This is a genomic window from Paenibacillus elgii NBRC 100335 (genome assembly GCF_004000865.1).
Taxonomy (GTDB): domain Bacteria; phylum Bacillota; class Bacilli; order Paenibacillales; family NBRC-103111; genus Paenibacillus_G; species Paenibacillus_G elgii.
Genome location: NZ_BIMB01000052.1, coordinates 1 through 24,812 on the forward strand (window position 1 = coordinate 1; position 24,812 = coordinate 24,812).

General features: G+C 42.0%; 31 protein-coding genes and 1 pseudogene. 22 read left to right on the forward strand and 10 right to left on the reverse strand.

The genetic code is table 11. The features are described 5' to 3' along the window. On the forward strand, positions 1-448 hold a 448-nt coding region (locus tag PEL01S_RS27520), incomplete at its 5' end, for a hypothetical protein (RefSeq protein ID WP_255320170.1). Between the two features lie 141 nt (positions 449-589). On the opposite strand, the gene PEL01S_RS27525 is transcribed toward PEL01S_RS27520, so the two are convergent. Next, positions 590-1,018 (reverse strand): hypothetical protein, encoded by a 429-nt coding sequence (locus PEL01S_RS27525; RefSeq protein ID WP_127462524.1) that lies wholly within the window; start codon positions 1,016-1,018, stop codon positions 590-592. Positions 1,019-1,330: 312 nt separating this feature from the next. Between PEL01S_RS27525 and PEL01S_RS27530 the strand changes: the two are divergent. Then, a pseudogene (locus PEL01S_RS27530) lies at positions 1,331-1,465 on the forward strand (ATP-binding protein); the annotation flags it as partial. Positions 1,466-1,703: 238 nt separating this feature from the next. Continuing rightward, positions 1,704-3,068, forward strand: a complete 1,365-nt coding sequence (locus PEL01S_RS27535) for a DJ-1/PfpI family protein (RefSeq protein WP_127462526.1) — start codon at positions 1,704-1,706, stop codon at positions 3,066-3,068. A 283-nt stretch (positions 3,069-3,351) separates the two neighbouring features. On the opposite strand, the gene PEL01S_RS27540 is transcribed toward PEL01S_RS27535, so the two are convergent. Beyond that, positions 3,352-3,633 (reverse strand): hypothetical protein, encoded by a 282-nt coding sequence (locus PEL01S_RS27540; protein WP_127462527.1) that lies wholly within the window; start codon positions 3,631-3,633, stop codon positions 3,352-3,354. Positions 3,634-4,154: 521 nt separating this feature from the next. Here PEL01S_RS27540 and PEL01S_RS27545 point away from each other — a divergent pair. The 5 genes from PEL01S_RS27545 (at position 4,155) to PEL01S_RS27565 (ending at position 8,157) form a co-directional block, all read left to right on the forward strand. Further along, positions 4,155-4,454: a hypothetical protein gene (locus tag PEL01S_RS27545; protein WP_127462528.1), complete on the forward strand. Its 300-nt coding sequence runs from the start codon at positions 4,155-4,157 to the stop codon at positions 4,452-4,454. Between the two features lie 179 nt (positions 4,455-4,633). Further along, positions 4,634-6,007 carry a stalk domain-containing protein gene (locus tag PEL01S_RS27550; RefSeq protein ID WP_127462529.1) on the forward strand — a complete coding sequence of 458 codons (1,374 nt, stop codon included), beginning with the start codon at positions 4,634-4,636 and terminating at the stop codon, positions 6,005-6,007. A gap of 435 nt (positions 6,008-6,442) precedes the next feature. Further along, a complete protein-coding gene (locus PEL01S_RS27555; RefSeq protein WP_127462530.1) occupies positions 6,443-7,090 on the forward strand; it encodes a CPBP family intramembrane glutamic endopeptidase in 648 nt (215 codons plus the stop codon). Between the two features lie 66 nt (positions 7,091-7,156). Beyond that, complete coding sequence (locus PEL01S_RS27560) at positions 7,157-7,702, forward strand: RDD family protein (protein ID WP_163767815.1); 546 nt, start codon at positions 7,157-7,159, stop codon at positions 7,700-7,702. A gap of 26 nt (positions 7,703-7,728) precedes the next feature. Further along, positions 7,729-8,157, forward strand: coding sequence for a DUF2262 domain-containing protein (locus PEL01S_RS27565; RefSeq protein ID WP_127462532.1), 429 nt, complete (start codon positions 7,729-7,731; stop codon positions 8,155-8,157). Positions 8,158-8,192: 35 nt separating this feature from the next. Here the strand turns inward: PEL01S_RS27565 and PEL01S_RS27570 are convergent, their stop codons facing one another. Beyond that, positions 8,193-8,462 carry a hypothetical protein gene (locus PEL01S_RS27570; RefSeq protein ID WP_063187026.1) on the reverse strand — a complete coding sequence of 90 codons (270 nt, stop codon included), beginning with the start codon at positions 8,460-8,462 and terminating at the stop codon, positions 8,193-8,195. A gap of 195 nt (positions 8,463-8,657) precedes the next feature. Here PEL01S_RS27570 and PEL01S_RS27575 point away from each other — a divergent pair, with 195 nt between their 5' ends. Beyond that, the gene (locus PEL01S_RS27575) at positions 8,658-9,437 is read left to right on the forward strand and encodes a polysaccharide deacetylase family protein (protein ID WP_127462533.1); all 780 of its coding nucleotides are present in this window, start codon (positions 8,658-8,660) and stop codon (positions 9,435-9,437) included. 17 nt (positions 9,438-9,454) lie between these two features. On the opposite strand, the gene PEL01S_RS27580 is transcribed toward PEL01S_RS27575, so the two are convergent. Next, positions 9,455-10,243 carry a class I SAM-dependent methyltransferase gene (locus PEL01S_RS27580; RefSeq protein WP_127462534.1) on the reverse strand — a complete coding sequence of 263 codons (789 nt, stop codon included), beginning with the start codon at positions 10,241-10,243 and terminating at the stop codon, positions 9,455-9,457. A 134-nt stretch (positions 10,244-10,377) separates the two neighbouring features. Between PEL01S_RS27580 and PEL01S_RS27585 the strand changes: the two genes are divergently transcribed. Beyond that, positions 10,378-10,770: a DUF5071 domain-containing protein gene (locus PEL01S_RS27585; RefSeq protein WP_029191972.1), complete on the forward strand. Its 393-nt coding sequence runs from the start codon at positions 10,378-10,380 to the stop codon at positions 10,768-10,770. Positions 10,771-10,793: 23 nt separating this feature from the next. Here the strand turns inward: PEL01S_RS27585 and PEL01S_RS27590 are convergent, their stop codons facing one another. Genes PEL01S_RS27590 through PEL01S_RS27605 form a run of 4 tightly spaced genes read right to left on the reverse strand, consistent with a single transcriptional unit; the run spans position 10,794 to position 12,664 of the window. After that, positions 10,794-11,186 (reverse strand): GNAT family N-acetyltransferase, encoded by a 393-nt coding sequence (locus PEL01S_RS27590; protein WP_127462536.1) that lies wholly within the window; start codon positions 11,184-11,186, stop codon positions 10,794-10,796. Positions 11,187-11,227: 41 nt separating this feature from the next. Then, entirely contained in the window at positions 11,228-11,584 is a 357-nt protein-coding gene (locus PEL01S_RS27595) for a hypothetical protein (protein ID WP_029191971.1), read from the reverse strand. A 31-nt stretch (positions 11,585-11,615) separates the two neighbouring features. After that, positions 11,616-12,188 (reverse strand): hypothetical protein, encoded by a 573-nt coding sequence (locus tag PEL01S_RS27600; protein ID WP_127462537.1) that lies wholly within the window; start codon positions 12,186-12,188, stop codon positions 11,616-11,618. A 53-nt stretch (positions 12,189-12,241) separates the two neighbouring features. Further along, the gene (locus PEL01S_RS27605) at positions 12,242-12,664 is read right to left on the reverse strand and encodes an NUDIX hydrolase (RefSeq protein ID WP_127462538.1); all 423 of its coding nucleotides are present in this window, start codon (positions 12,662-12,664) and stop codon (positions 12,242-12,244) included. A gap of 155 nt (positions 12,665-12,819) precedes the next feature. On the opposite strand from PEL01S_RS27605, the gene PEL01S_RS27610 reads away from it, so the two are divergent. From PEL01S_RS27610 to PEL01S_RS27620, 3 genes are all read left to right on the forward strand, one after another. Next, positions 12,820-13,449: an SMI1/KNR4 family protein gene (locus tag PEL01S_RS27610; protein WP_127462539.1), complete on the forward strand. Its 630-nt coding sequence runs from the start codon at positions 12,820-12,822 to the stop codon at positions 13,447-13,449. 89 nt (positions 13,450-13,538) lie between these two features. Continuing rightward, positions 13,539-14,135, forward strand: a complete 597-nt coding sequence (locus tag PEL01S_RS27615; RefSeq protein WP_127462540.1) for a LysE family translocator — start codon at positions 13,539-13,541, stop codon at positions 14,133-14,135. A gap of 6 nt (positions 14,136-14,141) precedes the next feature. Then, the gene (locus tag PEL01S_RS27620) at positions 14,142-14,918 is read left to right on the forward strand and encodes a helix-turn-helix transcriptional regulator (RefSeq protein WP_127462541.1); all 777 of its coding nucleotides are present in this window, start codon (positions 14,142-14,144) and stop codon (positions 14,916-14,918) included. Positions 14,919-14,993: 75 nt separating this feature from the next. Here the strand turns inward: PEL01S_RS27620 and PEL01S_RS27625 are convergent, their stop codons facing one another. Further along, on the reverse strand, positions 14,994-16,202 hold the full coding sequence (locus PEL01S_RS27625; RefSeq protein WP_127462542.1) for a macrolide family glycosyltransferase: 1,209 nt from the start codon (positions 16,200-16,202) through the stop codon (positions 14,994-14,996). A gap of 219 nt (positions 16,203-16,421) precedes the next feature. On the opposite strand from PEL01S_RS27625, the gene PEL01S_RS35555 reads away from it, so the two are divergent. Beyond that, positions 16,422-17,330 (forward strand): methyl-accepting chemotaxis protein, encoded by a 909-nt coding sequence (locus PEL01S_RS35555; RefSeq protein ID WP_371860729.1) that lies wholly within the window; start codon positions 16,422-16,424, stop codon positions 17,328-17,330. Positions 17,331-17,355: 25 nt separating this feature from the next. Here the strand turns inward: PEL01S_RS35555 and PEL01S_RS27635 are convergent, their stop codons facing one another. Then, positions 17,356-17,832, reverse strand: a complete 477-nt coding sequence (locus PEL01S_RS27635; protein WP_174807021.1) for a hypothetical protein — start codon at positions 17,830-17,832, stop codon at positions 17,356-17,358. 232 nt (positions 17,833-18,064) lie between these two features. Between PEL01S_RS27635 and PEL01S_RS27640 the strand changes: the two genes are divergently transcribed. From PEL01S_RS27640 to PEL01S_RS27680, 8 genes are all read left to right on the forward strand, one after another. Beyond that, entirely contained in the window at positions 18,065-18,550 is a 486-nt protein-coding gene (locus PEL01S_RS27640; protein ID WP_063187046.1) for an NTF2 fold immunity protein, read from the forward strand. Between the two features lie 24 nt (positions 18,551-18,574). After that, the gene (locus PEL01S_RS27645) at positions 18,575-19,030 is read left to right on the forward strand and encodes a 2-thiouracil desulfurase family protein (RefSeq protein ID WP_127462543.1); all 456 of its coding nucleotides are present in this window, start codon (positions 18,575-18,577) and stop codon (positions 19,028-19,030) included. A 769-nt stretch (positions 19,031-19,799) separates the two neighbouring features. Then, positions 19,800-20,309, forward strand: coding sequence for a hypothetical protein (locus tag PEL01S_RS27650; RefSeq protein WP_127462544.1), 510 nt, complete (start codon positions 19,800-19,802; stop codon positions 20,307-20,309). A gap of 267 nt (positions 20,310-20,576) precedes the next feature. Then, on the forward strand, positions 20,577-21,788 hold the full coding sequence (locus tag PEL01S_RS27660; protein ID WP_127462545.1) for a hypothetical protein: 1,212 nt from the start codon (positions 20,577-20,579) through the stop codon (positions 21,786-21,788). A gap of 122 nt (positions 21,789-21,910) precedes the next feature. Further along, positions 21,911-22,108 carry a DUF4177 domain-containing protein gene (locus PEL01S_RS27665; protein WP_127462546.1) on the forward strand — a complete coding sequence of 66 codons (198 nt, stop codon included), beginning with the start codon at positions 21,911-21,913 and terminating at the stop codon, positions 22,106-22,108. 429 nt (positions 22,109-22,537) lie between these two features. Beyond that, positions 22,538-23,785, forward strand: a complete 1,248-nt coding sequence (locus PEL01S_RS27670; RefSeq protein ID WP_127462547.1) for a hypothetical protein — start codon at positions 22,538-22,540, stop codon at positions 23,783-23,785. A gap of 237 nt (positions 23,786-24,022) precedes the next feature. After that, on the forward strand, positions 24,023-24,499 hold the full coding sequence (locus PEL01S_RS27675) for a DUF5071 domain-containing protein (RefSeq protein WP_174807022.1): 477 nt from the start codon (positions 24,023-24,025) through the stop codon (positions 24,497-24,499). 28 nt (positions 24,500-24,527) lie between these two features. Then, positions 24,528-24,776 carry a DUF7660 family protein gene (locus tag PEL01S_RS27680; protein ID WP_127462548.1) on the forward strand — a complete coding sequence of 83 codons (249 nt, stop codon included), beginning with the start codon at positions 24,528-24,530 and terminating at the stop codon, positions 24,774-24,776. The last annotated feature ends 36 nt before the right edge of the window (positions 24,777-24,812 follow it).

Sequence of the window (24,812 nt, forward strand, 5' to 3'; positions counted from 1 at the left end):
CGCCATTAGCACAGGTGGTGGGAGTGTTCAAAGAGGAGTTGAGTTGAGTCGAACCAGACCTTTGGGCATCACCTTAAATGGGAGTTTTTATGTCTTTGGCTCTATTGTTTTGTTGTTATCGTTATTTGTGTATGAGTTGCCTTTCGAAAAGTATGGGATCGCAGCCAGATTCGGCTGGCCAAGTGTTCCGGAGCATCTTGCCCGATTTCTAGTAGGGGCTGCTTCGCTAGTCTTGGGTTACGGTTACTTGAAGCTCAAGCGTTGGGGATATTGGCTCATGGTTGCGTATTCCATTTATTTTTTGACCGTAAGCGGTTACTTGTTCGTTCTGTATAAGGATCAGCCTTTTTTAGGAAATATCATTTGGTCGCTGATTGTTATAGTCTATAGCTATTCTAAGCGAAATCATTTTGATAGGAAGCCTCAGCAAATTAGGGCAGGTGGATAACTCGATAGCCGAGCCTGACAGCGCGGCAGGTTTTTCACAGATGTATATACTGGACAGAGACAATAACGTCTCTTTCCACATAAAAAACTCCCCCGGATGATCCGAAAGAGTTTGATACATCGATTTTGCAATTCACGATGCTTACACTCCAAAATAAATCTTGGCAGCGGCGACGTCGGCATCATATTGAGCCGTAATCCGATCCAGTTCAAACTGATCGAAGGCATGATTCCAATCGTATGTCAGCAATTTGTCCAATTCCGCTTTGTACGAATCGAACGTTTTGTAATGTACCAGATTCAATCGCGGCTCGCCGTATCCCATACCTTTAAAATATACAGTCGCCGTTGCGATATCAGCGTAGTATTGTTTATAGTGTTCGTCGAGCTCCCATTGATCATAGGCGTGGTTTAAATCAATCGTCAGCTGCTTGTCCAACGCAGTTTTGTATGTTGCAAACGAATTATAGCTGTGCAAATTGACCAAAGGATGAGCAGAAGCGGCGGACGTAACGGCAACAAGAGACGCGGCAACAACAGTCGACAACAGCAGCGATTTAAAAGTTTTCACTAGGAATTCCCTCCATTAAATGTATATTTCTGCTACAATGCAATCATAAAGCACAGAGGAGGTTTATTACAATACATTTACCAAAAATTAACATTTTATGCAGCTTAGCAAAAGCTTGCTCGGAATGAGTGAATATTGGATCATTATGGAAAATAAAGCCTGTCTTCAAAAGACCGCCTCTTAAAAATAAGATTGTTCTCGGCATGTTATGCGGCATAGCCACATTATCCATGCTTTTGCCCAGCCCGATAAGCAATGACCTGGATGGCGATTTAAGAAATATTCCGTTAATTATTTCGTTATTCTACGCAAAACAACGGAACAGGACTCGGGTTAATGGTAACCTGTAAAATCATCAAAGCATTCGATGGGAAAATAGATTTTAAAAGTGAGAAAGGCAAAGGAACCGAGGTAAGTATCTTAATGCCGATGATTACGAATTGTTGAACGCTTCCCTGCAAGAATAGCCCGATTGAGTCATGTTCATAAAAAGACCAGTCAGTTATATTATAAAAAAGACATATGGGCAGCCGTTGAGGAACAAAAAGTTTCTTACCTAGACCTTGGTCCGGGAAAAATACAGTCTTCGGGCGAGTTTATTAATATACTTTCTCCTTTATCCTTTAATTAAGGAGGTAAATAGTAATAAATAAGCAACTAGAGAAAATTAAGGGAGAGAAGGAAATTGAAAAAAGTATGGCGTTTCATCGTGTATGTGTGCGTTTTCGTGCTGAGCGTGGGAGGAAGCGGAGCGGTTGGTTTCGCCTCTACGATGCAGGAGGCTATGTCGATTTACGATAAGCCGGTCCCTGCTTCTATACAAAGTCTCCAAGCTCCTGCCTATGATTCCAAAAAGCCGACTGTGGCCGTTATTTTGGCGAACGAAGTGACCGAGGTATTCGATTTTCTGGTTCCATATGAGATGTTCTCCATGACAGAATCGTACAATGTTTTTGCGGCAGCCCCCGACAAAAACATCAAGTCGTTAACGGGCGGCCTTGATGTTGTGCCGCACTATACTTTTGATGAGTTGGACCGCTTGACGGGGAAAGGCCCGGATATTATCGTGATTCCTTTCATGCCGATTCTGGATGAGGCGAAGTACAAGCCTGTCCGCGAATGGATAAGAAAACATTCAAGCACAGAAACGACCCTCTTGTCTATCTGCAATGGAGCGGAAAATTTGGCGGATACCGGCCTGCTGAACGGGAAATCTGCGGCAACGCATTGGGGAGATATCGACAGGTTGGAAAAGCAATATGCCGAGGTTCGTTGGAAAAGAGATCAGCGTTATGTGCCTGAAGGCAACCTGGTCTCCTCCGCCGGCCTGACTTCAGGGATGGATGCTACGCTATACGTCATATCCCGGCAGCTCGGGGAGCCGGCAGCGGCGAAAGTGGCGAAGAAAATGAAATACCCTTCCTACGATTTTGTGGGGCATCCGCAAATGGAGCCTTTCACGGCAGGACTTAGCGACATCGTCTATATTTTGAACAATGCGTTTCAATGGAGCAAGAAAAAGAACGGGGTCCTTCTGTATAACGGCGCTGACGAACTAGCGTTATCCTCGGCTTTTGACACGTATGGAGCTTCCGGTACGACGACGACGTTGACGATTTCAAGCAAACGCGAACCGGTTGTAACCCGGCACGGTCTGAATCTGATCGCCCGATATCAAATAGCGGATGCGCCGAAACTCGACAAAATGATTTTTGTAGGGTCGGACGTTAAAACGCGCGCTGCGGACGATATCCGAAACTGGAATGAGAATGGCGGCAAAGCTGCGCAGTTGTTCCTGCATAGCGATGCGCCGGAGCGGTTCGCGATGGAGCCTGCTTTTGAAGATTTGGCGAAGCAGGAGGATATCGGAACGGCGAAATTTGCTGCCAAGCGGCTGGAATATCGTGCCACAAGCGGGCTTAAGCTTGAAGGAGCGACATTTTCGTATGAAGCGTTCGGGATACCGGTCGGTGTCGGCTTGTTGTCTCTGATCGTGGCTTTCGCATTGGACCGGCGTTTCATAAGGAGAAAGACCAGTTCCGCTTTATAAGGAATGATATTATCCCCTTACGGCTGACAGTGAAAAAAGAGTTCATCTTATGATGGACTCAATACTGTGGGCTAAGGGGATTTTTTATGACACATATGCCATCGCATCAGCGGGGAACACAATGTTAATGCTTTGATTAGAAAAACCGATAAATATAACAAGTATGGAGCATTGCTTGGAGCTTAGGCGATCCGGTGCTGTATTATAACATGACTACGACCATTACCTAGATGAAGAGGCGAATATGCGAAATCATTTTTTGGCTGACACTCTATCTGCGCTCTTATCCCCATTCCGAAAAAAGAGCAACATCCCTCAGATTCCTTGCGTGGACGATCTGGAAGAGGTACAAACCTTTCATTTCTTCAAGCTCGTAAGTGTTTCTTTTGACGAGAATGATTTTACTGAAAAGTCCAGGGATGCTGGGAGCTTCTGGATCGACACGAAAGGCCGGTATCGTGCCGAATATACCGAAGGGCCAGAGCGAGGGAACATTTGGATCTGGGATGGGCATTTCCTGCAAAGGTACTATGGCAATAGCAATAAATTGTTTGTCGAGCATCATGATCCCGCTCCGACCCCATATGCGTTGCTCGATCGTAAATCGTTAGAATGGACCGTGCAGAATATACAGAACAATATCATGGCGCCGACCCATGAGCCAAGAACTTACGAATCGATCACAAAAAGCAGTTATGTGAAGGTTAGACTAAACGAAAGTCAAACGCTGATTGAATCCATGCGGCAATATAGCAAGGAGACATTAATCTCGGAATATGACGTGATAGAAGAGGAGCACGTTTTAAGACCCAATTCCGAGGTGTTTCAAATTCAATTATCCCGCAAGCCTAAAATTGTGTATGGCTAGAACCCGCCAAAAGCGCGCAAAAAGCAGCCCTTTTGGCGTTTTTTAATGCTCTTTATTCGGCATCAGCGGAATTACGCACGAGTTCGATTTCGACATTTTACGCACGAGATAAAGCGACTTTTTTGCAGGATAATCAAAATCGCCATTTCGCCCAGCTTATTATGATATATATAAAGCCGTACTATAAAAATTTACTTCAACCGGAGGTAGATTAAACGATGAAACGTTCTTCTCTTCTATTAAGCGCAATTATCGCAGGATCAGCCTTGTTCAGTGCCCAAGGGGCGGCAATCGCGTCAACAGAGGTTCCTACCAATGTTTCGCAGGAAAATATGGAAGTCATGGGGTGCAAACCGAAGAAAGTTGAAGTCAGAAAAACTTACAAGACCCAAACTGAAATTCCAATGCATTATGAGTATGATCGAGGCGGTTATTCGGGCACAATTGATCTTTTCGCAGTTATAAATAACGCGGATGGCACTTATACTGCTGTGTATATTGGAATGGTAATTTGTTAGCTGGATAATTTGCAAAGCAGTTGAGAAATAACTTCTCAGCTGCTTTATTTTTTTGCTTAAAGATTCGTTCAATTTATGTCCAGAAGTGTGTGTAAATTTACATTAAATAGAAAATGAGATTGTCCGATATAAATAGGATAAAGTTTTTTGGCAACTACCAGAGAGGAAGTAAGTTGACAATGAGAAAAAGAAGCTTGTTTATCGTGCCGTTGTTCATTGTACTGATATCAAGCGGATGTATGTCAAGTGCACCAAGTCATCCCGCTTCAACAGAAAACGCGAACCATACCGCAAAACCGGAACAACCGGCAGCCAAATTACCCGAGAAGGAAAAGTTGGACGAATTCGTTAAGAAAATTCAGCCGGAAGGTCTGCAATCAAACAAGATAATCCATGACGATATCGATGGCGATGGGAAGCAAGAATATATTATTACTTTCGGAGACTATGAGCGAATCTTGATTGCCAGATTTGACGGGGCGTTTCAATTATTAGGCGAACCCAAAGAATCGATAGGGATCGTCCATCACTATTCTGATGTTGAAATTATGAATCTGGAGCCCGATAAAAAATTCATTGTTCTGCATTCCGTCGGTGGGCATATGGATCAAGGGTCGGGCTTTTCTATTTTTCAAGTAAACGGGAATACCGTTAAAGAAATAATCAGCAACTTTCCTAATGCGACAGGACGCGGGACTCGGGAGCTGAAAGATTATGATGCCGATGGTATTTTCGAGAGTGTGAGCTATCATTACTTGAATGATGTGCAGAGGCATATCGTGGTTTCGTATACTAAATATGACGGATCCGGGGCGGAAAAACAAGATCTCAAGTATGGGAATGACAATAAGCGTTTTGTATATCCGAAACAACCGCAAGACGTGATCAAAAACTTCGTTGAAAACTTCTATTTTAAAGAGTGGTTAACCGAAGAATTGAAGCAACTTGTCGAAGACCAGACGCTCATTGATTTTAATATGAGAAATTACGTGAGCTTTTCGGGAATGGAGGATTATGGACTGGATCTCGACATCAAGGAGATTTCCTCCGATGAAGAGTCGGTTAAAACCTTTACGGTTCAATCGATGTACGAAAAGCCGACAAAGCCGAAATTGATCTTCACTCTAAATAAGGTTTCAAATCAATGGAAAATCAAAAAAGTTGAACAGGAACCGGCGATCGAACAATCCCAGATATGGATCAATGGCAAAAAAGTCGACGCCAAACCGATCCTAAAAGGTAAAAACATCTATATCCCTATGCAGACCACGTTCCCCGAACTGGGCCTCAATCCGCAATTGAATGCGGAGTATCAAGCATTAAGAGTGAACACGGCTACAAGTGTTGTTTTCTTTAAGGCGGACACGGAAGTTGTATCTAAAACAGATATGAACGTGGATAATTTTGAAGCGGATGATATCTACGAGAATCGAATGAGGAAGTTCAAGGAAAAAGCCGTGTGGATCAAGGACTATCCCATTCAAGTAAATGATAAGGTTTATATTTCCCTTTCATTCATGAAAAGCTTTAAATGTGAATGTTACTATCGATAAAGAAAACAACATCATACTAAGCTCTGAAAAATTTGACGAGGAACAAAATTTGCAGCAGTTATACGCAGCGTGGGAGGAGAAGTTCGGGAAAATAGGAAATTCCTACTCCAATACCTGGTACGTCTATAATTACAAAGATTTTTACGATAAATATTATAGCTTCAAGTTTTGGGATATACCTCAGAATTTATCGTATGCTCTTTTATATTACAAAGATGCGGAAATATCGCCATAGCTTGCTACTTGAGTTTTTGCATGACAAGCTTATCCACGGCATTGTAGAATTTTTCGGTAAAGAAATAGCCCAGACTGATGAGGTAAGTTATGTCCTGCACGACATTTGCCCTCCTTGTATGTTGATTATGGAAGTCCCCAAACTCCAGGATGTGGTATAATTCTACTACAAAAATAAATCCATAAAAAAGGAGTTTGTCGGTGAAATCGGAGGCCAAGATTCGACTGCTACTATTGGTTAGCATTTTACTCATTACCATTTTCCCGCTGATCGTGAATTCCGTGTACCTGTTCGCAGGCGCGAAAAGCGGCACGCATCCCAATTTTATTTATAGCATTCTATGGGAAGGGCTTTCACTGAGCTTGCTATATTTTGTCCTGCATCGGCAGGGACGCAGCTTGAAAGATATAGGTTTTGCATTTCGTAAAACGGATATCTTTCACGGGGTATTGCTTTATCTGGTTTTGTATTTTGTCGTTATTATCGCTGTAACGATTTCCCCTAGTTTTTCGCAGGCTCCCCAAAACGTCGATTTTCTACGAACGAAAATGACCTTAAGCTATTTTGCATTTATCGTTATCAATCCTTTTTTCGAAGAATTAATTGTTCGAGCTTATACGATGACTGAGCTGAGCTTCTTGATCAAAAAAGAAGAAATAACCGTTTTGGTCAGTACGATCATTCAGACTTCGTACCATCTGTACCAAGGCTTAATCCCCGCGCTGTATACCGGAATCGTATTTTTTGTGTTTTCAATTTATTTTGCGAAAACGAGGAAGGTCGTTCCTGTTATCATGGTACACTTGCTCTTGGATCTGACGGCAATCTCCCAACTGGGGAAATCGTAACACTGCGAGCATAAACGAAACTGAAAGAGAGAGCTAATTTCGGATGATTTATGAGGAGGAAGTTTGTTGATCAACTTAGATTCAGCGTCGGAGAATGTATCTAACGGATCGCCTCCAGCTCCAAGGCCATGGGTCCGGTTCTGGGCAAGAAGCTTCGATGTTTATACATTTAGCATTGCAGTCGGTATCCTATGGGGTCTTATTGATGCAGAAAGTCTGGATCATGTAAACAATACGTTGCTATCGGTACTGTTAACCTTTAGTTGGTTGTTTGTAGAAGGGGCCTGTGTAGCCATCTTTGGGACGACGTTGGGGAAATGGTTATTGAAGATTACCATTTTAAATCATCAAGGACAGAAATTAACGCCGGCTCAAGCGTTTCAGCGCAGCAGGTTGGTTTGGTGGAGAGGGACAGGGCTTGGTATAGGAATACCCAAATTAATAGCGTGCATTATTGGCCATTCTCGACTGGTAAGAGAAGGAATAACAACGTGGGATCGAGATATGGGCAATACGATCGTTCACGGCCAAATTAGCTGGTGGAGAGGCCTGATTGTCGGAATCGCGCTGATATTGACGTTTGCAATTAGCGTATATGGTTATTTCCTTTGAAAGAATAGAACAGGAGAAGAGAGAACATGAACAATGTGGAGATCCAAGATGAATTCTGGGGAATGATCGTCAAAGACCGGGATATTGATTTATATACATGCCGGAAGCTATTGAAAGGGGAGGAGATTGAGGTTGCCTTCATGCCGGATGAAGACGATCTGCATGAAGTCATAGAGTATGCAAAAGAGATTTTTGCTCATTTAGAAGAGAACGATATGGCGTTTCGAGAGTATGCCGCCGATGAAGTGCTAAATCATTGTCGTGAATACATAGTGGAAGGCGCAGTTATTACGAAGGAAGAGCTGGCGAATCGAATGTGGATCGAGTCTTTTTCCGTCGGTTCAGGGAAAAGCTTTGACTTGAGCTATAACGACGACGGTATTTGCGGCAATCATATTATCATGGTGTTTGTAGACGAGCAAGGCGAGCCTTGCGGTGTAGATATTGCAGGATAGAAGAGCGAGCCCCTTTCTTAAGGAATGGGGCTCAATCAATGAAAGTACCCGATGACCTGGCTCAAAAGCATATACTCAAGAAGAACAACAACGAGACACGATAAAATGTACATCCGCAATTTGAAGGTGCCCCATTTGTCCTGCCAGTACTTCCCCCTAAAAAATGAGATAAAATCAGGAGTAAACGAAAACTTGACCGACTCGTCAAAATCTTCCGGATCGGAAAAAATCAGTTTATAAATGAAACGATATACCGGGAAATTAATAATCACCAAAGCAATAATGAATATGCCATTCCAGTCCATACAACCCCTCCGTTCCTTACTGTTATATACGAGTAAAAGAAGGGGAGGGTTACGGTCTTCTCCGAGATGCCGTGTCTGGATTTCCGTAAAAAGGTGACAGGTTTCTACAAATTTCCAACGGGGTTTTAGGTATAATAGAATTGGTTACCAAAGATTTCGCTCGTCCTTAAATTCATTTATGGGGAGTGATACGGTTTGACGAATGCATTTTATCGGGATCAAGTTGCTGTTTTGATGTATCATCATGTTCATGCAACGGATGAGGGAGGAATTACGATTACCCCCCAATTATTCAAAGAGCAGATCAGTCATTTGCAGAAGCTAGGGTACCATTTTATTAGTCTGCATCAATTCAAACATTATTTGAACGGCAGCCATATTCCACACAATGCGGTACTGCTCACATTTGATGATGGCTATGAGAGCGTTTATGAGAACGTGTATCCATTTTTAAAGCAGCAGCATATTCCGATGGTGAACTTCATCATGACGGAAACCTTACCTGAAGTACCGCACCTGCCTCCGACGATGACCGCACAGCAATTATCCGTCATGAGCAAAGAAACGGATTTGGTTGAGAACCAGAGCCATACAGATGCCTTACATCACAAAACCAACAACGATGACCCTGATGGAGACGCGTACTTCACTTCCAAGCTTCCTGCTTCGAATGGAACGATCGAAACCGACGAACAATATCATATTCGCATTGTAGAAGACGCAAAAAGAAGCAAAGAGCAATTGCGTCCTGTGAACAAACATACGGTGGATGTCGTCGCCTACCCTTTTGGCATATATACCGATACAGCCATTCAATATTATCAAGAAGGCGGGTTTAAATACGGCTTTACTATCGTTGAGGCCATGGCGACTCGTCATGCCGATTCTATGAAAATCCCGCGCATTAACGCAGGCAGTCCTTGGATCACCCCGGGAGATTTGCATGACATCATTCAAAGTAAAATTGTTTCGTAAACGCCGAAAGTGCAAATTTAAACCGTAACCCGCACCAGATAGCGTTCAAACGTGACCGGTAAGCCCTCTTTTACGGCGTTGATTTCGAATATCCGCGTAACTTCGGTGAGGCATTGCTTCATCACCCATTCGTGAATGGAGGGTGCCTGACCGAAGCAGCGCATTCGGATCACATCAACAGGCTCATGGAAGTATTCCATACTTCTTATCGTTTCAATCTCGGCATGTCCCAGGCCGCCTTGTTCAAGGCGCTGCTTGAGATTCTCCAGAACGGGAGTCCCTGTCGAAATCGGTTCGAACAAGTTTGGGAACCATCCCGGGAGTTCCGCCGCTATACCGTCCCCTGGATGTAATCCGAGGATCTTTCCTCCTTTTTTCACCACTCTTCCGACGTCCAGATAAGAAGAGGTCGGCCCTCTGCGATTATACGCAGCATCAAATTCATCCGCCTCGAAGGGGAGTCCGTGTTTCGTATTTCCCGTAAGAAAGGTCACATTGGATAGATTCGCTTCATTCCCTGTTTGGATGAAGTCGTTCGTAATATCCAGACCAGTAATATGTTTCACGATGGGACTCCATTGGAGCGTGAATCCTCCGTGTCCGCATCCGATGTCCAATACTTTCTTGCCCTGAACCGCTTGCGATACTTCTTCTGCAAATAGGGCTTCGGCGTTAGGCTCGGCGATTGTGGAGTGCCACGAAAACGAATACTGCCCTTGTAATCTTCCGAGCTGCGCATACCATTCGATAGAATGAGGACGCAACCATTCTGGGTGATTTCTTGGGTCTACTAAGCTTTCGTTCATAAAGCACCTCCGAATTTTCGTGTGAATCGGTCAATTTAACGGATGAATTTGAAATATAATGAATTTAAAATTAAGATGTGAATAGTTGGAATATGATTGAAAATGGTATAAAATTCGTCGAAAGGGGTATTTCAGTGGACATCGACAGAAGACTGATTCCAAGGAATAAATTCGATTTTGAAACCGTAGAACTCTTGAAAAAGCAGCCACCGGAAAAATTAATACCAGCATTGCCCCAATTATTCGAATGGATTCAAGATATAAACTGGCCTATTGCCAGAGACATCGCGAAGATACTTGCGAGTTGTGGCCGCGATTCGTTAACTGAGATTAAGAAAATACTGCGAACAACAGACGAAGATTGGAAGTTATGGTGTTTAACAGACGTGGTCAGTGAACTGCCGAAGGACCTGATCGTTGATCTGCAGCCTGAGCTTGAAAAAATAGCTTACGCACCTACAAGGGGCGAGAAGGTAAACGAATTGGATGCGGAGGCGCGGCAGATTTTGTCTCTCTTTTCTAATTAAACCCTCTTGAAAAACGCAGCAGCTTAAGCGCCTGTCATTCCGACGGCAAAAACTTTAAAATTCCTATTTTCATAGTACGGCACCAGCTCTTCTTCACAAAAAAATTGCAGATGCAGGTTGTCTTTTTTACAATGCTCTGCGAGTAAACGGAAAATTTCGGACCCAATCCCGTTGCTTCTATAGTCCGTATGGACCCCCAGTCCGCATAAGTAAGCATTGATCATCCCATCGGAAACGATTCTGCCGGTACCAATTAAGCGATTGTCATGGTATGCATAGATGGCGTACCAGCTTTGTCTCATGGCCGTCAGCAGTTGTTCTTTATTTAGCTGCAAATATTGATTCCAATCCAGATTCTCGTATAGTTCGTATATACTGTCTTCTGTCGGTAATTCGGTATCATATCGTATTTCCATAAGATGGTCTCCTTCTTTTTTCAGCTATTTCCTGGCTGGGGTTACAAATCGACGGGATTGTTCATCCAATCTTCGATCGTATCCTTGATTTCATACCTGTTTTTAGAGCGTTTTTCGCGAATCACTTCCCAATGCTCATTGACTTGCACCAGTCTATATTGACCGGAGATTTGACCATCCGGATACCATCCGAGGTCAATGATGAGTTTCCCGCTGCTTGGTAAACCCCAAACCCCATCGACAAGCTGCATCCTTGCGATTTGTAAAATATCTTCGGTGAAATACTCCCAATTATCAATAAAACCGTCCCCACTCTTACAAGGGATTGGCTCAACATCTGAAAATTTATTAAAGCAAATAGCATAGCCCATAGGTATTCTTAATGGCATTAACGACATTTTGTAACCTCAATTCAGATTTGAGTTCGCATCAGGTCTTGATCACTATATACTGCTTATCTTTCAATTCAAACTCATCGCCAAGTTGAAAGGTCTTTAAATCAATGATTTTGTGCAATTTCTCATTTTTTCTTTGCTTTTCCTCACCGTCCCAGCAAGTGTATAATTCAAATTGTTCGTGGTCCGAACCGTATTCTATCATTAGATCAAATAGTTCGCGAATACATTTTACATGCGCTTTGTATTGTTCAGGGAAATTTTCTTTCAGGTTGGGATGTACAGAAAAACCTCCCCAATTCGCTGCAATTTGATACACAAAAGGATTTGTGAAATGCCCCCGTATTTCTCCACTCCATGGCCCTAAATCTTGAATATAAATTCCCGCGGCATCTTCCATCGAATCATATACTTCAATTTCATCTTCTTGGATATGAGAAAGATCGACGATTTGTTCAAGAGGCACGGCACCCTCGGGCAAATGGGAAGACCGGAAATGAATAGCTTTTGTTACTTTCCCGCTACTCTTATCCGCGGTGGACCTTCTTCTTCCTCTTTCCCCTAGAGGCAATTCTTTACTTGATCCGATATAATGATACAAACTCATACCAACAGCCTCATTTCTGCGCAATATGTCTTAGAATGCAAAATTCCGGTCAGCTATTTCCTGGCCGCTGCTGCTCTTTTTACGCTTTCTTTTGTCCAAGGAGGAGCTTTGGGATGATTCATGATTTCCTCGTAGGTCATCCAGTGTACGGCTTCAACCTCGTCGGGACTTTTGCGCTGCGCTGTGCCGCTATCATATTCGCATAGGAAGACCACATTGATCACGTTATACCCATCCTCTGTCACAAAGGATGAACTGTATACAAAAGTAACCGAGTCTTTTATCTCTATGCCAATCTCTTCGTAAAATTCCCGTTTTACCGTCCGTTCCAGGATGTCTAGCGTATTTCCTTCGACTTCGACTTTCCCGCCTACAAGAGATAGAGTACCGCCGGCATGTTCTTCCTTCATACTTCGTGTAATGACAAGCCATTGATCCTCCCTGCAGACCGCACCTTCAACGTTTACAATAAACATGACGTCACGTCCCTTAAAGATGGTATAGTGCTAATTTAGCATGATTTCCCTGACAATGGAACGTTGTTGCCGGAATGGTATAATGCTTCCATAGGCTGAGATACGGGATGGCGCAAAATAAGTTATAATGAACCCATGGAAAAGGGGGCTCTGTGATGACGATTAAATCCATTTTGCAAAAAATAGATGAAATTAGGGCGAAAAAAATAACGCTCCCACCCTCGCAAAACGCAATAGCTTTCAATCCCACGCTCAATGCCGATGAAATTGCTTTGTTCGAGAAAACATGGAAGATTGAACTTCCTGATGGCTTCAAATCTTTTTTATCCGAAATAGGGAACGGCGGGTTTGGTCCCGGCCATGGACTCATTCCGCTAGGCACGGAATCGATCCTAGACCCGAGGATCCCCGTAGGGGATCGTGACACGATGGATACTGAAAAAGATTTCGCGTATGGATCGGCCTGGAACTATGAGCCGTTAAGACGCGCAATGGAGGAGGGGGCTGCGGATCAAGACCAGTTGATGGAATACTACTTTTCGGTCGACCGGATATCCGGAGCGATCCGAGTGTGCGATTGGGGCGGCGGCGGTCTGGGACTACTTGTTGTAAAAGGCCGTGAGCATGGAAAAGTATGGTGCGACTACCGAGGTGACTTTGGTGGCATATTCCCTGAGACGTTCTCGGGCGAGGATTCCGGCCATATGTCCTTTTTGCAATGGTATGAGGCTTGGTTGGACGAAATCGTTTCGGAGGTGCCGCTGGAAGAGCGCCGGTTCTGGTAGGGGTAGGTCATGAATCTGCAATATCATACTATACGCTAATGAAAGGTAAGATGTATCATTCATGGGAACACGCCTTAGGAGGTCTTCTCATGAATATTACATCTTTTCTTATATATTGTGTTATTGTCACATTCACGCCCGGGCCTACGAATATTGCGATATTGTCTATGGCGCATCATGTTAAGATGAAAGAGGTTTTTCGATACGTTTGGGGAGTGACTGCCGTCTTCGGTGTGTTGCTTTCGGCTTCAGTGTTGTTAAACAGTGCGCTTGCAGCGGTGATGCCCCAAATTTTGGCTTTTATGCAGATTGTGGGCTGCATATATATGCTCTATCTTGCGTATCAAGTGTACAAAATGGATATATCGGGGGATTCCGCCCAACAAGCGGCTACCTTTTTGAACGGATTCCTCATGCAGTTTGTCAATCCTAAGGTCTGGCTGTTTACGATGACGGTCATTCCGAGCTATGTAATGCCCTATTACAAATCATCGTTCGTCTTATCGATATTCGTTCTGGTTATAACCATCGTTGCCTTTTTGGCATTAGCCACGTGGGCCATCTTCGGTATGGTTTTCAAGAGCTTTTTGCAGAAGCATCTCAAGGTGACCAACATCGTACTAGCGCTATTATTAGTTTATTCGGCTATCGAGGTATCGGGTATCGTGGAGTTCGTGAAGAGGTGAGTGGATATGGACAAATTTGTATATAAAAAATCAGCAGGAGTTACAGCATTATCCGCAAGTTTTAGCGATTTTGAATACAAAAAGCATAGCCATGAAGAATATGCTCTGGGAGTCACCTTGCGCGGGGTTCAGCAGTATAACCTGGATGGGAGCTTTCAGTCCTCCTATCGCAACGGGGTGATGCTTTTTAATCCGGAGCAGGTCCATGACGGAAGGGCGCAGGATAAGACGGGGATTGATTATGTCATCGTTTATATCCATCCCAAGCTTTTTTTGGAGATGCTGGAAAAAAAGGATGTCATGATGTTCTCTTCTCCCATCGTTTATAATCGCAGGCTTCAGCAAGGCATATTACATCTGGTTCATGCGATATTCAGCAATAAGGCCGAATCGCTGTGCAGCGAGCTGCTTCTGGCGCTTGCAGATAACTTTGCTCAAACGGAAATGAGCTATGTGTTCAAAAAAAATAATGCGCTTATGAAGAAAGCGAAGGAAATGATCTACTTCAGTCTGGACCATGTGCTGAGACTCGATGACATCTGCAAAGAGTTGGATATGTCCAAATTTCAGTTTATCCGGGCATTTAAAGCGGACTCCGGCATTTCCCCGTATCAATTTTTCTTAAACTGCAAAGTCGAGCATGCCAAGCAGCTCATCGAAAAAAACAAGGATATCTACGCGGCGGTAACGGAATGCGGATTTGTTGATTTATCGCATTTGAACAGGCATTTTAAAAGCGTATATGGAATAACGGCATTCGAGTATAGGTCAGGCATAAGCTGATTGTTCATGCGATGGAATACAAAAAAGAACCTCCTCATTCTATTAGGAAGTTCTTTATATAAATAATTTAGTTTATCACACTTTGGAAAATAAAGACATGATACGTCTTGCGGCTTCTTGGTACCCGCCGGCACTACGTAAGGAATCCCCGATCCGCTTAGCATGTTCTTTATAAGTAGATTCGTTCAACATTTGCAACAAACCGGACTTCAAAGCTGCAGGCGTAAGCTGACTCCGATCTAAAATAATGCCGCCCCCTAACTCTTCTACCCGCTTCGCAACAATAGGTTGATCCGAGCTTAGTGGAATCATGACAAGCGGTACATCATAGTATAAAGCTTCGCTTGTACTGTTCATCCCGGCATGGGTAATAAAAGCATCGGCTTGCTGGAGTACTTCCAATTGGGGAATATACGGCTCAATGATGAAATTAGGAGGAATGTCACCCAGCGAGTCCAGATTCGTGTCTTTGCCGCAAGATAACACGAATTGAGCCGGGACATCTCGAAAGGCTTCAAAGCACAGCTTGTAAAAATCCACATCTTTGGTCAAAATGCTGCCCATGGAAATGTATACGACTTCGTCATATTGAGATCGAAGCTGTTCGAGCGGAAAGGAAGGAGCGTCAAGCCGTGGTGTAATCGAAGGTCCGGTAAAGATATAGCTATCGTCAAGCTTATCGGCATCGGGCTGGAAATCGCGGCTTGTAAATACAACCTTTAACTGACCATACTGGTGGGTAATATCTTCAATGGCAGGTAAAGCTACGTTATATTCCCTAGCGATGCTTTCTGCAGTCTTCGTTACTCTTTCAGAAAGAGCTTCCACATCCAAATCTCCTGCATCAAACACTTCTACAATCTTGCTTAGCGGCTCAGTGAAGGCCAAGTTTGTCACGGAGCAGATCGTCGGGATCCCCAGTTTTTCCCCTAGAATAGCGCCTCCCCAACCGAACAAGGAATCAAAAATCAAATAGTCGAACGAATCGTTCTCGGTCTGCCTTAAAATTTCAGGAATGTGGAGTTCAATAATGCCGCGCAGCATAAAATCGGTGAATTGAAGCGGGTGCTTCACTTCGGTTGGATGAAAACCAAGCTCACGAAATAATTGTTCGTCCAGTTGATAGGCCCGGAATTGTGCGCCGGTCTGGGCAAGCCTAGTTCGATACGCTTCCGAGCACATATAGACGACTTCTTCGCCGTTGTCGACCAGCTGCTTCACCAATCCTAGGGTAGGATTAACGTGACCTTCCGCTGGAATCGTTACATACAGTACGCGTGCCACGCAGTACACCTCCAATATAATTCTAAATTAGGGATACAATACCATTTTATTATAGATGAGGGCAAACTCGGGAATCAAGCAACGTTGAAATTCTGTCAATTTTCCTTCGGAGTAGCGGTAACGTCTTGGTTTTGTTAACATTTTTCGCACCGATTTCTTTTTTTTGTCAAAGGATTAGGATAATAGCCTTTGTTCGGATCGAGGAAACGGAGGATTTGAGTGGTCATACATACAACCCAGGTGCTCAATGAAAAAGCGGTACTTGCCGCTTTAGAGCAATCGCTTGCGATGATTGAATTTAATGTTCAGGGAGAAGTACTGTGGGCAAATGAAAATTTTGCTCATGCCATGGAGTACTCTTTATCTGAATTAGTCGGGGTACACCATCGGCGATTTTGTACCGAATATTTTGCTAGTAGTCCCGATTATGCGTTATTGTGGAATAACTTTAGAAGCGGCAAGATCTTTCAGGAGAAAATCATACGGGTAACGAAGAACGGAAGAATGCTTAACCTTGAAGCAACGTATATGCCTATTTTAGATGAACATGGTCAAGTGGTAGCCGTCTTAAAGGTGGCAACCGACATAACTGAACGTGAAGTGGCCAAAGCCCAATTAACAAGCGAGCTGCAAAACATGTCCGAGGAATTGCTCGCCCGTACAGAGGGAGGCATAACACGCAATCAACAGGTGGCTTCGGCCATTACTCGCTTGATGGAAGAGAATGAGAAGAATCTGTCTTATCTCCATGATTTAGAACAGCAAAATACAGCCGTTCGCCACATTGTGCAGACAATTAGGGAATTTGCATCGCAAACGAATTTGCTCGCCTTAAATGCGGCTATCGAAGCGGCACATGCCGGGGAGTATGGGCGCGGCTTTAATGTTGTAGCTTCCGAAGTGCGAAAGTTAGCCAAGAGCGTACAAGAAGCCGCGCAAGAGATTCAAGCTACCGTTGAGGGGATTGCCAAGCATGTCGATCGAGTCAACGATGGAACGAAAGCCTCGCAAAAAACAATTGTCGATAGTCAACGTCAAATTCAGCAAGCCGTAGAAGAATTCGCAGGTATCGGCGAAGCCGTTGGCAAGCTGGATGTTCAAGCTAAAACGTTGAGGCAACTATCGTAACAGGGAATGACATTGTCCACTTCCATTAATGATATTCTTTACCTTGATATATGACGAATCCTACAGGCTTGTGGGTGAAATGAATAACAGGATATTTATCCCTGTTGTCTTCTGTGGGATAGGCATGATTATGATCGATGTATTCGCCTTGCAATTCAATCTCTTGTCCCTCCGTAATGCCAGTTATCGGCTCTGCTAATCCCAAATTATCGCCATAGCGGATAGCGACAAAAGTATCCGAGTTCTTATCAACTAGAGAAGCATCGGCCCCTTTAATGCTAATTAGCTCATTGATCTTTACATCAAAATGCTGGTGCATCGCTCCGCTTCGTTCCCGATCAGGATATACTTTTACAATTGTAGCCTTAACATGTACAACTGGAGCATGAAGGGACAATGGATGGAGTTGATGACCATACGAGTCATTGGTGATCGTATGGCCGAAATGAGGGTGCTTCAACAGGTTATTGTGATGACGATTGAGCAGATATTGACTTGACATATTTTGAACCTCCTTATAAATGGTTATGAAGGTATTTTAACCAAGTTTAACTTAATAATTCATATTAGCCGTAGACCCTAGAATGAGTATGCACACTCCACATCTGTCGAGATGTCAATAGAGTTGGAATCTCGGATACCAATAAAAGCAACAAGAATTCCAATGATGTATGTCCTGGTTATTTGTATGTTAATATTTGAGTATGACAGAATAGACAGGAGAGTATCATCGAATGAATGAGCAGCAGTTAAAAGAATATCTCATTACTTTGGCGCAGGAATACGGCTCGAAATGGAACGAATACGAGGACCGTGTTCGAGAACAAAGCGAGGCTGAAACAGCGGCTATGCCTAAGTTTGCCGATGCGGAAGAACAGTTTGCATGGTTCAAAGAGAACAAGCCGACGGATTGGCACGAAGAATTGAGTAAATGGGTGGGGCCCCTGTTTGATCGCTACTGTACGGACAAAAAAAGGGTGTACGGTGGAAAAAATGTTCGCAGCTTCGGGTTTCCCGCCAAGTTTAACGGTATTGGCAGCCCTGTCGAAACGAGTGTCGATTTAAAGAACCAAAACCGGGCCGAGGTTTATTTCAAAACGGAAACTTCCTTTCAGGACGAATATTTATTCGTATTGCTGCGCAAGGCTGGTCAGTGGAAGATTGACAGCTACAAAGGGCGCAGATTCGGCGATACGAAGTGGGATAACAGAATTCTTTGACGCCGTCATAAAGAGGGGAATTTTATGATATTAGTGAGTTCTTGTTTAGCAGGATTGGAAGTAAGGTATAACGGTACTCATTGTTTAAATGAAAAAATAAATAAATTAGTAGAGGAAAATAAGGCGGTAACGATTTGTCCCGAATTGCTTGGTGGCTTATCAACTCCGAGAGAACCTGCCGAAATAGTAGGGGGAGATGGAGATGATGTACTGGATGGAAACGCCAAAGTGATTGAGAAGTCTGGTAAAGATGTAACGGACTTTTATATTAAGGGAGCGTATGCTGCCTTAGAGAAAGCTAAAGAAATAAATGCGACAATAGTCGTTCTCAAAGAGAACAGTCCCTCTTGTGGTAGTTCTATGATTTACAATGGTCAATTTGTTGGTCATAAAGTGGTTGGTAATGGAGTAACTTCAGCTTTACTTAAACGAAACGGATTACAAGTAATTTCAGAGGAACAATTTATGGAGAGTATTTAATAACTTCCGAATAAAAAGGGAACCCAATGTTGTTCGATTCTGGGCTTCCCTTTTTTCTGTATAAAAATCAACAATGATGTTTAACGAAGCCGTGCTTGAAAATCTTGAGCATGCATTCTATCGGCGCTCTTTATACCGTTTAATTGACTGTATCTTTTTCAAGTCACAACGCACTCTATATGTCTCGAACCGTCAAGAGGGATGGCATCGCGGCTACGGCTCATTCCTCGATAATTTACTATTCCATATATCCAAAAGTGTATGAGAATTTACATTAAATAGAATATGAAGGTATCCGATATATATTAAGATAATCGGTTTATAGAAAGCCAGGAGTAGTTATCCCAAAATGGAGATATACCGTATGAGTATATTGTTGAGGGTTGATTGAGAATCCGGTGGTCAGCCGATTGAGCTTGGCGATGGAAAGATTACTGGCTTTAGCTACATAAACACAAGCCCGGCAGATTATTTTGCCAAATCCTATAATGTGGACCATTCGATTCAGATACGGGGTAAGATATATAACTATGACTTACATTTCCAATGGAATGATTTAATTGATCCTAATTTTATGTATACAACTGATCAAGTGAAAGCTGCTTTAGCTGAAAAAATTCCCTTCGCTGACCCTAAGCCATATATCATTCGCATAGATGGGATGTAAAAGGAACATATGAAAAAAATCCCCCTTCCGGTTGGAAATCGTGGCTCCCAAAAATAAGTTATTGGCCGTTTGATTAGTACTTCTGAAGAGAGTGGTGGAAAGATGCCTGGTAGATCATTAATTGCTGTCGTGCTATCGTTATGTGCAATTTGTTTCTTATCTTTAATCATAGGGTGTAGTCATCCTTCAAGTAATGTTCAAATCGCTGGCACCAAGACTTCTAGAGAGCCAAAAGATGAAGCAGTAACAAAACTAGCTGCAACTCTCGAACACCCTCTTGTATCACCTTCCGGAAAATATCAATTGGAAGTTTTGGAAGGATATAATGGTGTAGTGCATTTTTATAGATTCAATATTTCAAAAATTGGAGAGAATGGAACCGACCCTACGGTTATTTTTTGTTCTAAAGATACTTTTAGAAAGAGAGATAGAGTGTTCTTTCTATGGGATAATGAAGATAGAGATTGGGTGTATAGCGGAGATGTTGGAACCTACTATTGGACGAAAACAGATGATGAAACTTGGATTAAATCCAAGGATATCACCAAAAACAAAGTAGAAATGCCTGAAAACTTAAAAATTTTACTTAGCAGGTCGACAAGCCCAAGATAACTACTGCCCAAAAACGGTATGCTCTGTTTCCGATTCACGAGAAACTAGTTACGCGCCATTGTTAAAACTCTAGAATCTAAGGAATGTCTTTAATTTTGAAAGTATATTATCAGAATGAAAATCAGATTTTATTCGAATGAATGTTGAAATTGGAGGATTTATGGATTGTTTTCTCTGGATTATGCAAAGTTATTGTCTGCCAGATGGGCTGAATTGACCAATACAATAGATGAGTGTGATTTCTAATGTAACACGGATTTCATCGAGATGAGAAATTTAGTTTATTTTTTAACTTACGAGAGAAAAGCAAAAGAAATAGAGGTCCTTATGAGGAATTATTTATTAGTTAGTTTTGCTGTTTGTATTATTGTTGCCGGATGTCAAAGTATAAATGACAATAATATCACGGTTGAGAACAGCAATTCAAAAACCTCCATCCACAAAGCTACTACACCAACACCTCAAGAATCGATTGATAACAAACCATCGGAGAGCCTACTAACGAATCAAGAAAACAAATCTGTCGATTCGCTAGATCAGAAAACTGAGCGGCGGAATGTTCAAAATCCTTCAGATGTAAAACATAAAGCTGATATGAATCAAGAAAAACAGGTGGTCACAAAGCTAACTCCATATCAAGTTTTAACGAAAATTCGTGAAATTGAGAAATTTTCAGGAGGTACTTTCCAAGGGAATGGGAAGGAAAATATCTATTCATTTTTAATACCAGACCCAAATAAAGAGGATGAAAATATAATCTATAATAGGCTATATGATATTTCGAATGGGAATGTATCCATTTATGGTAAGAAAGATTTTGAAGTATACTACAATCTCTTTGACGAATCTACTTATACACATCTGAAAGTGAATCCAGTTATCATTCAAGTCGATAAGAATCATCAAAATGAAATGAATAAAATCGAGCAAAAACTGTATTCTTCTGATGATTCAAATAACGCCAAGTGGTCGCCAAATTATCAATATGTTGCCTATTATTTAGGGAACTCTGATGGAGGAGAGGCTTACTTATGGAAAGTAGGAGATAACACCCCTACTAAAATAAACAAAACAGAACGTGATAGATATTTTTTTAAATGGTCGCCTGATTCTCGCTATCTTGTTCTTGATACCGGTACAAGTCGACACCGTGGAGGTCAAATCTACAATGTCTCTACGCGTAAAATAAGTGATAGTTTTGGGTATATTCACAAAGTATATTTTTCTGAAAACTCTAGCTGGATTGCCTACTCGAATTCAAGCGAATTTAGATCCAAAGAAAAAGCTGGATATGAAGATGATCAAACAGAAGAGATATGGTTGATGGATTTGAATAATTTTGAGGAGCGGTTTCTTATTAGAACAGACGATCACACGGATTATTCTCCAGCGAAGTGGACGAATGATTCGGAACTAATTTATTTAAAGCGTGATTATAGGACGGGCACAAAAGAGGAGCTTGAAATAACTATTCCATAATTACAGTAACGTCTTGGTTTGTTTTTCTTTTTGCTATTGCTTTGCACAATCAATTATTGATATCTCATAAATTCCTTGTTAGTCCTTAAGGCATTTTGAAATTACCGGGAGGATTCGGAGCCATGGAGCAGTGGGAGTATAGAACTCTTAAGTTTTTCACAAAAGGTTTCTTTACTGGGGGCACATTGGATATAAAAGAATTTGATAAGGAACTTAATGTTATGGGATCAAATGGATGGGAACTTATATCTTGCTTTGATACAAATCAGCATCAAGGATCTTCAAAAGAAGTCATTTGTGTATTCAAAAGAAAGAAATAGGCGAGTAATAAGCATTTTGAAATAATCTACTTTATTCGAGCCGCGATAAGGAGCATTTAAGTTGAACACAACAAATAAATTTATCGACGGCGCAATAATTCTTATAATTATGTCCGTACTACACCCAATTAATAAATATCTCTTACCAATAATATAATTACTCCGAAACAACCCAATTCTCTATTTAGGAATCTCAATTTTGCATGAATTTTAGTTTCAAAAAAAAATACTATTTTATGATGAGGAACGCAGTCGGATATAAAGTACATAATCACTCGATCCTGTACGATTTTGAGATAGAGCAAACAGCCTATGTACTTGAGCATTATCAATGGGATTAAAAGATAAAAAATTGGGGTGAGTGTCATGAGTAAGGATAAAAAATAAAGTGGTTTAAGGTATATCAAAATCTGGGAGGGTGCGAGTACAATGAACAATGCTCTTAAGTATGTACTGGCGGTGTCAGTATTGTTTAGTGGGTTGAGCTTTATAAGCTTGAAAGCAACGGCGAAAATCGACTTGATGTCAAATAGGCAATTGGTTGTCCTGGCGGAGACAAAATTGCTGGATGATTATAAAAATCCGAGTTCAGTGGTCGGCTCAATTTCCGGTATGCAGATGCTGGAAATTGCCTGTGGTACAAATGATTCAACTTGTGTAGCAAACGCAGGAGGCAGAGAATATATACTTGTTAAAACCCGGATGGGGAACAAATGGATCGACGATGACGATAAAATTACGGCCGGCGATTATCGGGAAACGGAACGGGACATTACCATTATTGAAGAAATGAAGTTATATGACCAACCCAATGTCGGCGTTTATTCCAATGCCGAACCACCTCAAGAAATGCTTTCGCCGCAAAAAGTCCATGTAACCGCAATGTATCGTTATTTATACAAAGGGGGTCATACCGGAAGGGCAATGCTTGAGGCACCGATATGGTTTCGAATTTCTACAAAGCAGGGGCAGAAATGGATTGTTGACCCGTTTATTCCAGAAGACGTGAAGAATAATGAGAGGGCAAGTGACAGGATCATTAAACTGACTGGGAACGAACTGCTTTACGATTATCCCTACGAAGTAGCAGGAAAAGGAGTAAGAGCGAATCCAGGTATAGTTCAAGTGGTTGCGCAGTCTTCTTTCGTTATAAAAGTTCAAGGTTATGAATGGTTCAAGATTCAACTACAGGATGGCACGTTCAAATGGGTTAAAACCTATCCGCGATCAGAGAATGAAAGTGGGCCGTTGAAGGAGTTCGACTTATCCAACGAAAAGATCACGCTGAGAACCGCCACGCGTTATTTCGACATCGATGGTGACGCAAGCCTTAGTCTGCAAAACTGGCTGCAGCCGGGAACCTATGTAGCTGATAAAGTAAACAACGGCTTGGCACGTATACTAACCCCATTCGGCTGGAAAGTCGTCAACCTTGATAGAGCACCGCTTGAACGGCCTAAGGGCATTACTGAAACACAAGAAACCGTAAAGTTAACCCCAGATACAAAAACTTACTATTTTCCGTTGACAGGAGAAATCTGCCATAAGGTAGGTACTTTTAAAGATCAGCAAGCTCTATCTTTTGAAAAGTGGGTTTCCCCTGAGGGGGTCAATTGGTACCATATTTCAACTTTCAGCGGCATCGTGTGGGTGCCGGAAAAACCTTTATCGGAATGAACATAATGAAGCATTGAAAAGAAAATCGAGCCGCCTCATCAAAATTTGGGCATCACGCTACGGAGTATTGTGGATTTACTAAGCCACGGTTTGCTACGGCTTCAGTAGAAGATACTGAAGTCGTAGATCCAGACACATTTGAAAAGCTGTAAAAATATCGTTTTCATAGGGGAATAATGAATCATTTAAATAGGCATATTTGGATAGAAGCAGAGCAATGGGCGATTAGTGAGTGGAATGAACAAGATTGCAAGTGATGTAATCGTTGTATTTCAGGATCGGAGTAAGTGGATTGCAAGTTTTTTTACATACAAGAACATTCAAACGTTACGGGAAAAAAATATGTCAACTGGTGAATGCATAAATGGTGCCTACTATTGGTCAAGTGATATGGTACTGATTGATTTCATTAGCCGAAAAAGAGTAGAAGAAGAAGTAGAGTATCTTCTTAAAGAAGATAAGATTGCAAGAGAGATTGCTCAGATACTTATTAAGTGTAATGAAGAAACTTTACCTCATATCCGTGAAATTCTTTTAGGCGATGCCTATGATTGGAAGTATTCTTGTCTAGCTTTTGTTGTAGAAGCTTTGCCTAAAGAAACGGATATTGAGAGATTGGCATTTAATCCATCTCAAGATGAAGAAGCTTTATTTGAAATAAATAATGAAGCAAGAAACATATTAAATAGTATCGAATATAATTTTCTAAACTAAGGTAGAATTCGAAATAAGGAGTAATACAATGAGCATAGAAGAAGATCTTAAGCAAGTGAAGAGTAAAAGTGATTTCGTGGAATTCATTTATCAAATGCTAAACGAGCTAAAGCATAATCCAAATGAATGGGAAAATATCACTTTAGAAAATTTTCTAGATGCTATTGCAAGATATATTGAGGACACCAACGATGACTCATCAGCTGTAGGTGAAGATAGCGAGCAACTTTGGGCTACAATCGCATTTCTAAATTATGTTGGCAGTAGATACGAATAAGCATTAATGCTGTTAAAAGGATGACTAAAAATTGAA